12 protein-coding genes and 1 pseudogene are annotated in these 14,586 nt (G+C 55.9%); 10 read left to right on the top strand and 3 right to left on the bottom strand.

Going from position 1 to position 14,586, the window contains the following annotated elements; all coding sequences use genetic code 11:
* Nucleotides 1-194: 194 nt before the first annotated feature.
* From ACQZ6D_RS19155 to ACQZ6D_RS19140, 4 genes are all read left to right on the top strand, one after another.
* Nucleotides 195-971, top strand: a complete 777-nt coding sequence (locus ACQZ6D_RS19155) for an alpha/beta fold hydrolase (RefSeq protein ID WP_448730240.1) — start codon at nt 195-197, stop codon at nt 969-971.
* A 161-nt stretch (nt 972-1,132) separates the two neighbouring features.
* Entirely contained in the window at nt 1,133-1,903 is a 771-nt protein-coding gene (locus ACQZ6D_RS19150; protein ID WP_448730241.1) for a GNAT family N-acetyltransferase, read from the top strand.
* Between the two features lie 27 nt (nt 1,904-1,930).
* Nucleotides 1,931-2,839 (top strand): helix-turn-helix domain-containing protein, encoded by a 909-nt coding sequence (locus ACQZ6D_RS19145; RefSeq protein WP_448730242.1) that lies wholly within the window; start codon nt 1,931-1,933, stop codon nt 2,837-2,839.
* 428 nt (nt 2,840-3,267) lie between these two features.
* Nucleotides 3,268-3,654 (top strand): hypothetical protein, encoded by a 387-nt coding sequence (locus ACQZ6D_RS19140; RefSeq protein WP_448730243.1) that lies wholly within the window; start codon nt 3,268-3,270, stop codon nt 3,652-3,654.
* 61 nt (nt 3,655-3,715) lie between these two features.
* Here the strand turns inward: ACQZ6D_RS19140 and ACQZ6D_RS19135 are convergent, their stop codons facing one another.
* From ACQZ6D_RS19135 to ACQZ6D_RS19125, 3 genes are all read right to left on the bottom strand, one after another.
* On the bottom strand, nt 3,716-4,546 hold the full coding sequence (locus ACQZ6D_RS19135; RefSeq protein ID WP_448730244.1) for an AraC family transcriptional regulator: 831 nt from the start codon (nt 4,544-4,546) through the stop codon (nt 3,716-3,718).
* A 93-nt stretch (nt 4,547-4,639) separates the two neighbouring features.
* A complete protein-coding gene (locus tag ACQZ6D_RS19130; protein WP_448730245.1) occupies nt 4,640-5,074 on the bottom strand; it encodes a RidA family protein in 435 nt (144 codons plus the stop codon).
* 15 nt (nt 5,075-5,089) lie between these two features.
* Nucleotides 5,090-6,550 carry an FAD-dependent monooxygenase gene (locus tag ACQZ6D_RS19125; protein ID WP_448730246.1) on the bottom strand — a complete coding sequence of 487 codons (1,461 nt, stop codon included), beginning with the start codon at nt 6,548-6,550 and terminating at the stop codon, nt 5,090-5,092.
* A gap of 407 nt (nt 6,551-6,957) precedes the next feature.
* Here ACQZ6D_RS19125 and ACQZ6D_RS19120 point away from each other — a divergent pair.
* The 6 genes and pseudogenes from ACQZ6D_RS19120 to ACQZ6D_RS19095 all read left to right on the top strand — a co-directional run.
* Nucleotides 6,958-7,116: pseudogene (locus tag ACQZ6D_RS19120) on the top strand (hypothetical protein); the annotation flags it as partial.
* Nucleotides 7,117-7,942: 826 nt separating this feature from the next.
* Complete coding sequence (locus ACQZ6D_RS19115) at nt 7,943-9,196, top strand: SIR2 family protein (RefSeq protein ID WP_448730247.1); 1,254 nt, start codon at nt 7,943-7,945, stop codon at nt 9,194-9,196.
* Nucleotides 9,193-10,896, top strand: a complete 1,704-nt coding sequence (locus ACQZ6D_RS19110) for an ATP-binding protein (RefSeq protein WP_413393691.1) — start codon at nt 9,193-9,195, stop codon at nt 10,894-10,896. Before ACQZ6D_RS19115 ends, ACQZ6D_RS19110 begins: the two co-directional genes overlap by 4 nt.
* A gap of 240 nt (nt 10,897-11,136) precedes the next feature.
* On the top strand, nt 11,137-12,057 hold the full coding sequence (locus ACQZ6D_RS19105) for a hypothetical protein (protein WP_448730248.1): 921 nt from the start codon (nt 11,137-11,139) through the stop codon (nt 12,055-12,057).
* Nucleotides 12,058-12,349: 292 nt separating this feature from the next.
* The gene (locus ACQZ6D_RS19100; protein ID WP_413393687.1) at nt 12,350-12,535 is read left to right on the top strand and encodes a hypothetical protein; all 186 of its coding nucleotides are present in this window, start codon (nt 12,350-12,352) and stop codon (nt 12,533-12,535) included.
* Nucleotides 12,532-14,565, top strand: coding sequence for a hypothetical protein (locus ACQZ6D_RS19095; RefSeq protein ID WP_448730249.1), 2,034 nt, complete (start codon nt 12,532-12,534; stop codon nt 14,563-14,565). Before ACQZ6D_RS19100 ends, ACQZ6D_RS19095 begins: the two co-directional genes overlap by 4 nt.
* Nucleotides 14,566-14,586: the final 21 nt, after the last annotated feature.

Genomic DNA, 14,586 nt, shown 5'->3' with positions numbered 1-14,586 from the left:
CATCGCCCCGTTACGCAGCCGCCATTCTCCTGCAAACACCCATCGGGGCGACCACTGAATGCGCCGGCCGCACTGCAAGATCGTTCAATAGCGGAACGATTGCCCCTTTTAGCCTTGGCAATGCAAGGAGCATGCGGCGCATCGAAAGTCGGTGCGGCCCGTGGCGCCTGCTAAGTAACAGTTAATAGGAGCACATGATGTCGATGAAATTGGCCATAGCTGCTGCCGTTACCGCGTTAGCGGTCGGCGTTAGCATTGTCCCTACACCAACCCACGCTGCAGAAGGTACGAAGATGAAAACAGTTGTTCTTGTTCATGGGGGCTTCGTGGACGGCTCCGGGTGGGAAGGCGTATACGAAATTCTGAGAAAGGACGGCTATCCTGTCACAATCGTTCAAAACCCGACGATCTCCTTGGACGACGACGTTGCTGTGACCAAGCGTGCCATTGCAGCGGCCCCCAGTGACGTCATTCTTGTCGGCCATTCATATGGTGGCGTGGTGGTATCCGAAGCCGGTACCGACCCTAAAGTCGCGGGCGTGGTATACATAGCAGCCTTCGCGCCTGACGCCGGGGAGTCTGTCTCAAGCTTGATCGCAAATCCGCCCGCAGGCGCACCTGTCCCTCCCATCCTGCCACCTATTGATGGCTTCTTGTTATTGGACAAGTCGAAATTCAAAGACGCATTTGCCGCTGACGTGCGTCCCGACCTGGCGACATTTATGGCGGATTCTCAGGTTCCTTGGGGAATTGCCGCTCTCGAGGGGAAAGTTTCTCAACCCGCTTGGAAGGTCAAACCAAGCTGGTATCTCGTCGCCACTGACGACAAGATGATACCACCACCTGCACAAAGAACGATGGCAGAACGCGCTGGTGCGAAGACCGTTGAGGTGCCTGGCAGTCATGCGGTCTACGTTTCAAATCCGACTGCCGTGGCAAAGCTGATCGAGCAAGCGGCAACCAGTCACTGAATGCTGCTTGAGCATTAAACAGACTCATCCGCCTGATAACGCCCCATCAGGCGGATGATCTTTAAGCGTCCTCATCGCTACTGATGTCTTCGCTACTTTCAACGCTTTGCGCGCCCGCCACACGGCAAGCGAGCGCTATTTAATGTTTTTTGGAGAGGCTCATGCCATTTGACAAGACCGATATAACCCCGACGGAGCTTCAGTCGGCCTTGGCGAACTGCAGGCAATACTGGCTCAACTATGGTTACGAACGGAATGAAGATGAAGGTGTCACGCTCTACCGAAGTGGCGTCCCCCATCCGCAACTGAACGGAGTGATACGTGTTGCAGGGGACGACATTTCGCGAAAGGTCGATTATGCTCGACAGGTTCTGAAGGACCTGCCTTCGGTCTGGTGGCTTGGTCCCGACTCGCACCGCGAAGCCATTCCAACTGTGACCGCTATGGGAGGACTTATTCGTGGCAAGGTTCCTGTGATGGTCGCCAGACCTTCAGACCTCGCCTCAGCCCCCTTGCCTGCCGGCATTTCGATCGAGGTCATTGAGGATGATCGAGAACTGCTCACATGGGTAGAATGCTTTGCCCCGTCGATGGGTGTTTCTGAAGGATCCCTCGCTCAATTGCAAAGAGTAGAAATGGAAAGGCCGGACAAGCAAGGCGAATACACGCGGTTTGCGGCCAAGTTGAACGGGATGATTGTCGGAACCTCTGCGCTATTCGCCTCGCACGGAGTTGCGGGTATTTATGTCTGCACAACGGATGTTGCCTACCGCTGTAACGGTATCGGCGCCGCCCTCACCCACCATGCCGCGCTGGAGGGATGGAAAAAGGGACTGAAACTCGCTAGCCTCCAAGCAAGCAAAATGGGTGAACCGGTCTATCGAAGGCTCGGTTTCAGAACCGTAGCAGAGTATGACCTGGTCATGTTTTGACGTCTTCAGGAGGGCGGCAGGGCTACTATGACACTCAACGTTAAGCTAATTGAGGTTGCAAAAATCCCCATTGGCGTGCAGCCTCGATCACAGATGAAGCTCGCTGTTCGGAGTCTGGCACGATCCAGACTTATTGCTGCCGAAATTACTTATGGATTGAGAGAATCTGAATACAACCCAACTTTCCCGCGGTGGGAGGACGCCTATAGTATAGGGGTCCATCTGCTGGACCAGCAAAGCGAAGTCTTCTTGGATGATCGCCATTATTCTATTCCCACCCACCGAGGACAATGCCAATTTCTCTATGTCGCTGACGTCTCCCATAGCGATTTCATCACGCCCCGACATAGCCAAGAAGTGATAGTGCAGCGTTCGTTCCTAAACGAGATCGCTGATGACCTGCAGGTACCTCACGTCATCGATCTCGCGGCAAGCCGATACCATGTGGTAGACGATCCAATTCTCCGCTGGCTTGCCCTGAGAATCCATCCATTTTTCGATGCGCCTTCATCGATCGATGCCCTATATGCCGACCACTACATGTGGAGCCTGGGCATTTACCTCTGCGCTCGCTATGGCGGCCTTGTTACTCGCCGGCCTGTCACTGGTGGCCTGAGCGCATGGCAAGAGCGACTTGCAAAAGATGTAATTGAGACCTGTTTGGTCGACGGCATTGGGCTCGCAGAGCTTGCCGGCCTATGTGGTCTTCAAACAAGCCAGTTTTCGCATGCGTTTAAGCGGTCGACGGGCTTCGCGCCCTACCAGTGGCTGACAATGCGGCGCGTCGCGCTTGCTCGCCAACTCTTGCGTAACCGTGCAAGCTCGCTTGTGGAGGTCGCTTTAGCTTGTGGATTTGCCGATCAGGCACATCTGACACGGGTGTTTTCAAGGGGTATGGGAATCACCCCGGGGGCGTGGAGGGCCGTTCACTGCTGATTGGCCGATAACTCGAGCCAGCGCGTCGTCATCCTGTCGGCCGACGCGCTGGAGCAGTCGAGGTCCCGGCCCGTTCAGCAAGATTCCAACGACTACAACTGCGCAGCGTGGCCGGGGTTTGGCGCGGCCGACGGGAAAGGAGCTTCCCGAAGCAGCTGGTATTTATTCTCGTTTTTTCGTCAAATGATGAACGCGCTCACCACCACGGCTCCAAAGGGGTAATAGGCCGCCTTTGAATAACTGCATACTGCGCTAGAGCGCAAACAACCTGTCGCGCTGCAGGATCATTCAATCGAGCACTCCGGTCGTCAGATACCAATTGGGCTCCCTCTCAGTGAGCACGCGATTCGAACATACGGTCGCTCGGCACGCCAGGGCAGATGACAAGTTTAACCCGCAACAACCGCTCACCGTAAAGGGGGAAATCCTTGCCTACCATTCCATCAGATGCTCTCAGGAATCTTGTGTCGAACCCGACCGGCAAGAATTCGCCGGCCTCAAAGGGCAGTGCCTCGTCATCCTTTGACGACTTGATGAGCTCGACGCTCGACCAGATGTCGGCGCAGGCTCAAAGCAACTTTTCTCATAATATTATTGAGGGAAACGATACGAACCGGGACGGCTACGTCACGCGGGAAGAGTATACAAAGAACTTGATGGCTGGGCCGACGCCCAAGACATTCAACGAGGCACTCCAGATTTGGAATACGTTCAGCGGCGGTGCAGAGCGCGTGAGCGAGCAGGATTTGAACGGCAATTCCGCCGGAAAAATTGTCGCCAGCGTGGGGGTTATTGACCGCTCCAAGTTTCGCTGAAAAGTCAACACTGGACGTCGCAGCCTCTGTCTGCGACGTCGCTCGCAAAGCGCTTCACGACTTAGCCGGTGAGATAACGCGACCGCAGTTCGGGCGAACTCACCCCAAAGCGACCCTCCCCGAAATACCGCGCCGGACTTGCTCCCGTATGGCGGCGAAACATGGTGATAAAGCTACTCGCACTTTCATAGCCAAGGTCGAGGGCTATAACGGTGACGGCATCGCCGCCGGCCAGCCGCTGGAGCGCGAGGCCCACATGCAGTTGTTGCCGCCATCGACTGAACGACATGCCTGTCTCTCGCTGGAACAGGCGGGTAAGGGTTCGCTTACTAGCCCCTATACGCGCGCCCCATTCCTCGATCGTGAGGCGTGTCGCCGGGTCTGCCAGCATCGCGTCTGTTAGCCTCCGCAGCCGCCGGTCTGCGGGCATTGGCAATCGCAGCGGCTCTAGCGGGGCATCGCGAAGCTCGTCAAGAAGAACCCCGGACAGCCGAGCACGCCTTCCCTCTTCCGCCCCCAGGAGATCAGCATCTGATGTGAAGCAGAGAATGACCTCGCGCAGCAGCGGGCGAATAAACAATATCCCGCAATCCTCGCCGAGAAAGTCTGTAAGGTCGGGCTCTATATAGAGATTGGCCATGACAATCCTGCCACTGGAATGCGCCAGATGAAGCACACCCGCAGGCAGCCAGATGGCGCATTGCGGCGGCACGGTCCAAATTCCGCCGGCGGCTTCAACCGTCAGAGCACCGCAGATCACATAGAGGAGTTGCGCCTTGCGGTGACTGTGAGGTTCGGTTTCGCCAACGGCCGTGAGTTCGATTGTTAGGCCTATGACTGACCTCGAAACGATGTCGGGATCATCGATCTCGGGTGTGATGATGATGCTCATCGGCTCTGTTTCTCCGTGGTCCGCCATGGATTCTAAACAGGGCACGTCGCCTTGCAAGAACATGTCTCTGCTCTGCCGTGCCGGCTCGGATGGTTATACCGAGATACGAAGCGCATCAAAATCCGTAGGCAGAGAAACGATGGCATCGATCTCCACCAACCAGTCTGCATGGCCAAGCCTCTCCACGCCGAGGAAAATACTGGCGCAGACGGGCCAACTCTGCCCAAAGACGGCATGCCCGGCCTCGAATATCGGGGCGACCAGCTCGTCGTGGTGGCGGACGACATGCAGCCCCATCCGCACGACATGTTCCGTGCCGACACTCAGCGCATCAAGCGCGCTCTTCAGATTGCGGAAGCATTGCTCCGCCTGCAGACGATGATCACCTTCACCGACGAGCCGGCCTTCAGCATTGATAGCAACTTGTCCGGCGATGAATGCGAGGGGACCTGCCGGTGCGATGGAGATCTGAGCGTAGAGCGGCGCCGCGGGCGCTGGCATCGAGGCTGGATTGAGGTGCCATAACATAACTGACTACCCTTCTCACGTTAAGGTGCTGAGCGCAGTTTGCGCGACGTAACCGTCCGGCCTTACCAGGAGCGCACCGATGTTCCCGAGAGTGTCCGCATGGTCGGTGGGAATGCCCCTTGCCTCGACAACCGAGCGCGGATGCAGCCAGTCGGGCCTCTCGGCTTTGGTGCCTTCGGAAATGGTCAGATCCAGCCATTGACCCTTCGAGAGGAGGCCGAAAAGGGTGGCATCTGTGCCGTCGGACAGCCTCAATGGCGTGTCGCGGATACGGCCGCCGACCAGAGTCGACCTCCCAGCGCCAAAACCGGGCAGCGGATCGGGGTAATGCACTGCAAAACCCGACACCTGATTGGCAAAGTATGCATTGATCGCCGGCACTTTCAACATGTCATTGAAGACGCCCCGAAGCGCTCTCCCCCGCGCCGAAAAGGCGGTGATAAGGTGACTTTGCGCCATCGTGGTGTCACGAAGATAGATGCCGACCGGCAGGCGTTCGGATTCATATGTGTCGAGCAGTTCCACGGGCGCGGTTCCCTTTGCGACCGCTGCCAGCTTCCAGCCAAGATTCATCGCATCCTGGATGCCGACATTCATGCCCTGCCCGCCAGCGGGCAGATGAATGTGAGCCGCATCGCCTGCCAGGAATATGTTTCCGCGACGGTAGGTTTTTGCCAACCGCGTCTCATTGTCGAAGCGCGACAACCACAACGGGGAATGGCCGCCAAAGTCAGAGCCAAGAATGCGCGCAGTGGCTTGGCGCAATTCTTCGAGTGTCACCGCATCTTGCCGTGTGCGCCCGCGGTCTTCCGCCTCGTTGACGACAATCCGGTAGTGCACCCCGTCCCCAAGAGGCGCCACCAGCACACAACCGTGCTCATTGAATGCCGATATCAGAGGCGTTTCCGGCGGAGACGCCAGAACCACATCGCCCAGGAACCAGACCCCGTTCCCGGAATGGCCCTCGAATTCAATTCCAGTCTCCGAACGAACCAGGCTCCTGGCCCCGTCTGCACCCACGACGTAACGGCCACTGAGTTCAAATGGTCTGTCGTTGGTGCCGAAGACAGTGACGCCATCACTTTCGGAGACGATCCGCTCCGCCATGGCGCCGCGAAGGATCTCGACGCCGAGTTCCAATGCGAACTCTTCTATCAAAGCCTCCGTCGTCTCCTGGGGAATGAACAGCGTGTAAGGGAAACGGCTGTCGAAAATGTCGAAGTCCAGTCGAGTATCGAGAACCGCATAGTGGCCTGACCTGACCGGCTTTCCGACCGCCAGGAATCGCTCCTCTATCCCCCGAAGTGACAGGACTTCCAGCGTCCGACCATGAATGGTCAGGGCTCGCGATTGATTGATCCGCTGCGTGCGTCGCTCGATGACAATGACCCGCAATCCAGCCAGTCTGAGTTCACAGGAGAGCCATAGCCCGACAGGTCCTCCCCCGACAATGATGCAATCGTAGACGTCCTTCATTTTCGGCTCCTTCTCTCCGTGGCGGGGTTGCTCCCGCAGTCACAAACAGTCAGTAGCCGCTTGGCCGATGCGCCGCTCCCGCAGTCATGCCAACAAGTTTGGCAAAAGGGCCATTTTCGAGTTTCGATTTCGGCTGACATTCGATCGGCTGAAAGCCTGGCGGGGAACCCTTATTCTGAGCTGCTCTGGGTTTGCCGGCGGTTTGTTGAGATGACGATCCGATCAGCCACATCGGTAATTCGTAGGTAGGAGCGGCAGCGATTTTCGCGCCGATTGTCGACTTTCCGGATCCGGAAGCACCCATATCTACAAGACTCAAATAATATGCTCCTCCTCGAACTCGGGACCATCGCCTCCCGAAATCCAGTCAGTAGTAAGTCATGCGGAAAGGCTGTACTGCGGCTCCCATGCGCGACGGCCGCGCCGACAGCCTGCAGACGAGTTCGCTGGATCTCGACATGCTGCGTGACCTCAAGCGCGTCAACGCCCACATCGTCTCTGTGGCGCATCCGATCATGGATGAGCGCGGCCTCTTGATCGAAAGCAGGCTTCGCGATGCCAGATGACAAGGCAAACCGATCTGCGCGGCGCGGCGAAGCTGGTGAGCTGGCCCCAGATCGTATCGAGCTCCTGCCGCGCAGAAGCGTAGGCGGAAATACGCTGGTCGATCGTCGCGACAAGATCCTTGCTATCGTTGTCCATGGAGGTCAGCGCCGGCGTGATTGCAGCTGCAATTTCTTCTGCGAAATTCATACACTTGGCGCTCGCCACAAGCGTCTCCAAGTTCGGGTTCACCCAAGCGATTTGCTGATGCATGCGGTCGTAGTTGTCCGTATCTACCTTGCCGGTGAAATCTCAGACGGCGAGTTATCACGTACTGGGTGTGGACCCATACCCGGCAAGTAGGCGTAGCGGGGAATGATCTATTTGGAAGTAACCGACGACGTCCCATAGCCCAAGTCCTTTGCAAAGCCTTGAAACAGCATGCCCTTAAGCCCGATGGACAACCCTCCCTCTGCGTTACCTGGCTTGAGAGCTAAAAGCATGAGCCGCCTTGAATGGAATCGAACCCACGACCTGCGGTCCAGGTCACTGTTCGGCGTATCAACCCCCAAATCTCAGCCGGTACGGTCGCGACGACGCGGTGGACGATTATACTATATGGCAACCGAGCGCATCCGCTCTGAGCATACGCTGTTTCGGCATGACTTTGTTCTCTTAACCTGCGTACCGATCATAGAAAAATATCAACGTCTCTCGACCGGGAAATCCCGCAAAACTATCAGCACATGCTTACACGATGTATTTTGACGTGTAGTCTGCGGCAATGCTCTGATGACGGGATAGCGCGTGTCGTATGGGAGGGGACATTCATTGGGATACTGGGACGTCTTGCTGGCATCTGCCGATAACATGCGCCTGTTCAATCCAGTCAAGGGCTGGGTTCAGTTCGCCGATCAAGTCGACGGCGATGGCAAGACTATCAGCTTCGGCGCGAACCGCGATATTGATCTCGCTTTGAGCGTGGCGATGAACGCCTCGAACCTGATGGTCCTGACCGGGGCCGGCGCATCATTCTGTGCAAAAAATCCCGCACAGGGCGCACCTACTGCGCCCGGCATGAGTGACCTCTGGACCGCCGTCGAAGCCGCCGCCACGAAGGAGACCTTCCAGGAAGTCATCGATCTCATTCCCAAGGCCAAAGCGACCGACACCAACATCGAAAAACTGCTGACTCAATGCAAAATCTACGTCGAGCTCTTCAACAATGAGAGCAGTAAGAAAATTCAGACCTTCATTGAAACCGCCGAAAAGGCGATCTCCAAGCGCGTCAGCTTCGTCAGCAACGATACGGACATCAAGGCGCACGGCGCGATCATCCGCAAGATCGCACGACGCGGTGTCCGTAAACCGCGCGCAAAGTTTTTCACGACCAATTACGATCTGTGCTTTGAATACGCGGCACGGGCGCAGCGTTTCACCATCATTGATGGCTTTTCCCATGCGATGCCGCAAATCTACGATCGCGGCCATTTCTCGCACGACATCGTCCGCCGCGAGAATGCCAAGGAGGGGCCTGATTATATCGAGAACGTCTTCCATCTCTACAAACTACACGGCTCTATCGACTGGAAGCGTCGCGGTGCCGACATTGTGCGGGCAGAGGGTTCTGAGCCGCCGCTACTGATCTTTCCGCGCGACAGCAAATACCAGGAAGCGTTCGAGCCGCCTTATCTCGACATGATGGGCGCGTTTCAAAGCTCGCTGCGCGAACCCGATACCGCCCTCATTGTCTCCGGCTTCGGCTTCAATGATGACCACCTGAGCAAGCCAGTGATGGCCGCGCTGGAGGCCAATATGAGCCTCAAGCTGATCGTGTGTGATGTGGCCTTTCTCAGAGACGATGTCTTGGAGAAAGGCGATCATACGATCGCCGTGGAAAGCCCGGTGCGCGAGCATGTCAGCGGCTATTTCGAAAGGTTCAAACACCTGGCGCGGATTGGCGACCAGCGTATCACGCTGCTCAGCGGCCGCTTTGAGGACTTGGCCCTCGCCATACCCGATCTCGTCGCCCAGACAGAACGCGAACGCCATCTTGACCGTATGCAAGTCGCGCGGGGCTTCGGCGATGGGGTACAGTCGTGATCAAACACAGCCTTGTTGATCCGGATCGCTACGTCGGCACGATTTCTGTCGTGACGGCGTCAACGGTGCAAGTGAACTTGCCTTACGCCACCGCCCGGCCGGAGCGCCGTGCCCTTGCGCGCGGCGCAGTCGGCGACTTCGTGTTCGTGGACTGCGAGCTGGTCAAGCTCCTTGGAAGATTGGTCGAAGTCAAACTACCCGACGCAGAGCGACTGACTGTCGAGCCGACTCTGGGCACGCAGCCCGAACCTCACCCGGTCGGCAGGGTGCAACTGCTGGCCTCGGTAGATCAGCGACAGAACAAACTCATGCGCGGCATCCGCCACCATCCTCGCGTCGGCGATGCTGTCTACCTGGCTGATCCATCCATGTTCGGCGAACTGATGGCAAATTCACTGGTGGCGAGCGGCGCGAGCGCCCTCGACATCGGCACGCTCGATGCGGGCAGCGGCGTGCATTTGCGCCTGCCGCCTGAAAAGCTCTTCGGCCGCCACTGCGGCGTATTCGGCGCGACGGGCGGCGGCAAGAGCTGGACCTTAGCCACCATCCTCCAGCAGATCAAAGCCGCTGGCGGTAAATGTATTCTCTTCGATCCCACCGGTGAATTTGCAGAGATCCCCGCCATATCGGCGCACTATGCCTTCGACAACGAAGAAGCCGGCAGCCAGCAGGTCCATTTCCCCTACCAGTTCATGACGGAAGACGACCTGTTCGCCCTGTTTCGCCCATCGGGACAAAGCCAGGGGCCTAAACTCCGCGAAGCGATCAAGAGTCTGAAGCTTGTCAAGAAAAGTGGGGGACAGCTTGAAGGCGTGGCGATCTATGAAAAGAAGCTGCTCACGAAAAGGCAAAAGGACCGCCGCCCGTTTCTGAAAGCTTTGGAACTTCACAGCGACGTCATTCACAGCCCGCTTTGCCAGTTCGACATCGAAAATCTTCCCGATCAGGTGCAGCAGGAATGCGTTCAGCCGACGAATTGGGACAACCCGAGCCACTGGGGTAACGTCCATGAACAAGCAGTAGGCTACTGCGAAAGCCTGATCGCGCGCATGCGCACGTTGATCCATTCCCCTGAGCTTGAATGCCTATTCGGCAAGGGCGGACAGTCCTTGGTCGCGGTTCTGGAATCGTTTTTCGCCTCAGAAGACCGGGATATACTCCGCATTTCATTTAAAAACGTCCGGTTCGAGCACAACTCGCGCGAAATCCTTATGAATGTCATCGGGCGCTTTCTCTTGGCCCGCGCCCGGCAGAACACCTTTCGCGACAAGCCGATGATCACGCTGCTGGATGAGGCCCATCAATTCCTGGGGCGAACCATTGGCGACGAATATGCCAGCGTGAAACTTGAAGCGTTTGGGCTTATCGCCAAAGAAGGGCGCAAATACGGACTGACCACGATCCTTGCCACACAGCGCCCCCGCGATATTCCGGCCGATGTTCTCAGCCAACTTGGCACACTGGTTGTGCATCGCCTGACCAACGAAGAAGATCGCAGTGCGGTCGAGAAAGCCTGCGGCGATCTTGATCGCAACGCCGCTCTGTTTATCCCGACTCTCGCGCCTGGCGAAGCCATAATCGTCGGGCCAGACCTTCCCGCGCCGGTGCCTGTTTTGATTCACGAGCCCCCGTCGCCGCCCGATTCCAAAGGCCCAAAATACACGTCGTATTGGGCCAGTCGTCAGCCCAGGGCGGACTAAGAGCGATGGGGTGAAAGCATGCTTACAAATCTCAATCACCCAAAGAAGATGCGGAAGACCGCGCTGCTGTCCAGGAAGCGAATCATCTCAACACGCCCAATCGGCCTGGGCGAAATGCCGCAGAGCGAACATTTACCAATGAGATCAAAAAGCAAAGTGATGCTACCTAAGGCCGATAATCTTCCATTGCACGCAACCGTCCTTCATGTAGATTAACTATACTGAATATTGGGGGAAGTCTTGCCGTCAACAACAATTATTTGGAATCCCGACGACTGGGAGATATTTGCGCTTGGCCTCCTGAATTGTCGGCATGGCGTCTTAAACGTTCACAAGGTGCCCGCCAAAGATCAGGGCGACCTTGGTATCGACTATTACTGCAACAAAGATAGCGTCGCATATCAGTGTTACGCGGTAGAAGAGCCGATCGGAGTCGCTGAACGCGCGAAGAAGCAAAAAGATAAGATCACCAGGGATCTGGGTAAGCTCCAAAAAAACAACGTTATTGTATCGAAACTCTTCCTCGGCGCGCCGATAAAGAGATGGGTCTTGCTCAGCCCATTACACGATAGCAAGGACGTCAACATACACTGCGCGAACAAGACGACAGAGCTCCGATCGAAAGCACTGCCTTATCTCGACACTGACTTTGAGGTCCTTATTCATGATCAAGCATTTTTCGGCGCTGACGCCCTAACGCTGAATGCGGCGCAACTATCGTTGATCAAACTCAGCATTCCGAATCCGACAAATCCGCAGATTAGCTCTTGGGAGAAGGAGGAGGGGTCACAAGATTTGCTGTCAACGGCTCGCACGAAGCTCGCGAAGCGTACAACTCCTCAAAAGCTTGAAGATGCGGTTGCGGACGCTACTCGTTATCATCTGCAGGGCGCGGCGCTTATGAGTGCGCTTCGTTCTCAGGCACCAGAGTTACATGACAATCTTGCCACGGTGATTGCAAGCCGGAGGCGCCATTTAGAGTTTGCCGGCCCCACTGCGGTTTCGGCCAGTGGCATCCTGAACGACGAGATTATGAACCTGAAGGAAGCAATCAAGGGTGCGGCGCCAAACCTATCGCCCGAGAACGTCGATCAGCTAGTGTTTGGAACCGTCTCAGAATGGATAATGCGATGCCCATTGGATTTCCCAGATGTCCCGTGAAAGCCCTTTCTTAGACATCCTTAATACATCCAAGTTCACGTTCACCGTCCGCCCAGAGCCTGTCGCCGGCGACTTGCGGATGGCTTGGGGGATGGCGATACTACTCCTAAGTGTATTTTACAGTCGAGGGAAAAAGGCGAGTTTTCAGAAACTCCAATTTCTCGCTCATAATGTGCGACTCGAGGAGGGTCGAGAGGAGGCACTAGGATTGATCGCGGGACGGTATCGACCACTCGACGTATCCGTAAGGGTCGAGCCTTGGCTAAACCGCGCGGTAGCGCTGAGCCATTCGATGGGCCTCGTTAGCGTTAATAAAGGATCGGTGGTTGTTCTGACGGACGAAGGTCGCAAAGCAGCTGAGGCAGTCGCCAAAGATAGCGGCGTGCTTGACGCCGAGAAAGCCTTCCTTTCCGAGGTGGCGCCGAAACTAACTGATGGATTTATGAAAACGGTCTGGCGTCCGGAGAACCTTGTATGACTTTTAAACTGAGACGCCTCAAGCTTCGTGCGCTCACAGAGCGGGGCTGGTACGGAGTTGAACTCGGTTTCACCGACGGGCTAAATGTTCTTTGGGCCGACAACACCATGGGTAAATCAACCTGCCTTCAAGGGATGATTTACGTTCTTGGTTTGGAACGAATGCTGAGCCCTCGCCGAGAGATCCCTCTTCCACACGCGATGACAAGCCATCTTGTGACAGATAGTGGCGAGAGCGTGCGGGTCGTTGAATCTGACGTGATGCTTGAACTGGAAAACTCAGTCGGCACAATAGTGACGGTCCATCGCCCGGTCGTCTCAAAACTCGACGACCGCCTGATAACAGTAAATTTCGGCCCTGGTCTGTCTGAACCTGAAGGCCAGTATCGGACCCAGCAGTTCTTCGTACGAGACCCGGGTGCTGCTCAACGTGAGGACGGTTTTCATCATTTCCTCGAGAATTTTCTTGGCTGGGAGCTTCCCGTCGTTCGAGGCTACGAGAAAGAAGACATCAAGCTCTATCTCGAAACCGTGTTCCCGCTGTTCTGGGTGGAGCAAAAGTCTGGGTGGTCCTCCATCCCCGCAGCCATCCCGACATATTTCCGCATTCGAGAAGTCCACAAACGAGCAGTGGAGTTCATCGCGGGGCTTGAGGCCTATGAGATCGAGCGCAAACGTGAACAGCTAAATCAACGCATCACCGTTCTTACCAGCAGATGGGAAACAAATTGGCATGACCTCAGCCAGCTGCTGAACAGATCTGCGTCACGCATTGAGGCACTTGGTTCGAAGCCAATCGTTGATTTGAATGCGATCGCGAAAGCCTTCGTGTCAGTGGCAACACAAGGTGGCTGGACGCCACTTGATGAGCATCTTCGATCGCTGAAGTCCGGACTCGACACTATTTCCCAAGCCGAAGTGCCGGTCGTGTCCGACAATGTCCCCGCCATAGAAGCCAAACTCGCCGAGGTGATCGCCCACGCGGAGAGCCTCAATGTCCAGCGCCTTTCATTAAACGGCGTGAGGCAGGTAAAATTAGCAGACGTTGACGCCCTGACACGGCGAATCCAGACTCTGCGAGAAGATCTTCAAAAAAACCAGGATGTTCAAAAGCTACAGCGCTTTTCAGGCGTTCAATGGTCACTTAGCCCTGACCGGTGCCCCACCTGCGAACAAGGCTTGCAGGACACTCTACTATCGCAAAATGCGCTAGCATCGATCATGCCAATCGAAGATAATATCTCATACATCAAATCTGAAATTAGAATGTTTGAAGACATACTTCGGCGCGAAGAAGAGGAAAATCGAGAGCGTGAAGGATTACTCTCACAACTAAATCGAGATCTCAGCGAAGCATACACGGCAATAAGAACACTAAGAGCTGATTTAGTAGCGCCGGCGACGAGCGTTTCGGCTTCAGCGATTGAAGAGCGACTTCTGATTGAACGGAAGATTCGAGATTTTTCCGAACTGCGGTCTTTCTTTGACGATGCGGTGAGCAGTTTCAGCGCCCTGTCTGAGCAGTATACGACGCTTCTTCAACAGAGAAGCGCGCTTCCTGACGACGAGCTGTCCGACAGCGATAAGGCAAAGCTCAACCGTCTGTCTGAATTGCTACGTGCACAGGCGCGGCAGTTTGGATTTAAAACCTTTCAACCCGACGATCTTGCTATCTCCCAGGATACGTATCGTCCCGAGGTTGAGGGTTTTGAGATCGGTTTTGAGACATCCGCAAGCGACGCAATAAGATTGAAATGGGCGTATCAGCTTGGGCTGCTCGAACTCGCCGCTTCTTACAGCACGAACCATCCAGGTGTTTTGGTCTTCGACGAACCGCGTCAACAATCATCTTCGAAGGTCAGCTTCGAGCAGCTTTTGCGACGAGCAGCGACATCGAAGGCTCGTGGACAACAAGTGATTTTCTCCACGAGTGAGGATTTGTCGATCCTAGAACCGATAATAGGCGAGATTGACTGCACCAAGATCATTCTTAGAGGGCACGTCCTACAACCAATTTCGACAGGTGATTGACGCGAACCTGCCGTGACGCCA

The sequence above is a fragment of the Agrobacterium sp. 22-3639C2 genome (genome assembly GCF_053522105.1).
This window is presented reverse-complemented; position numbering and strand designations above follow the sequence as displayed.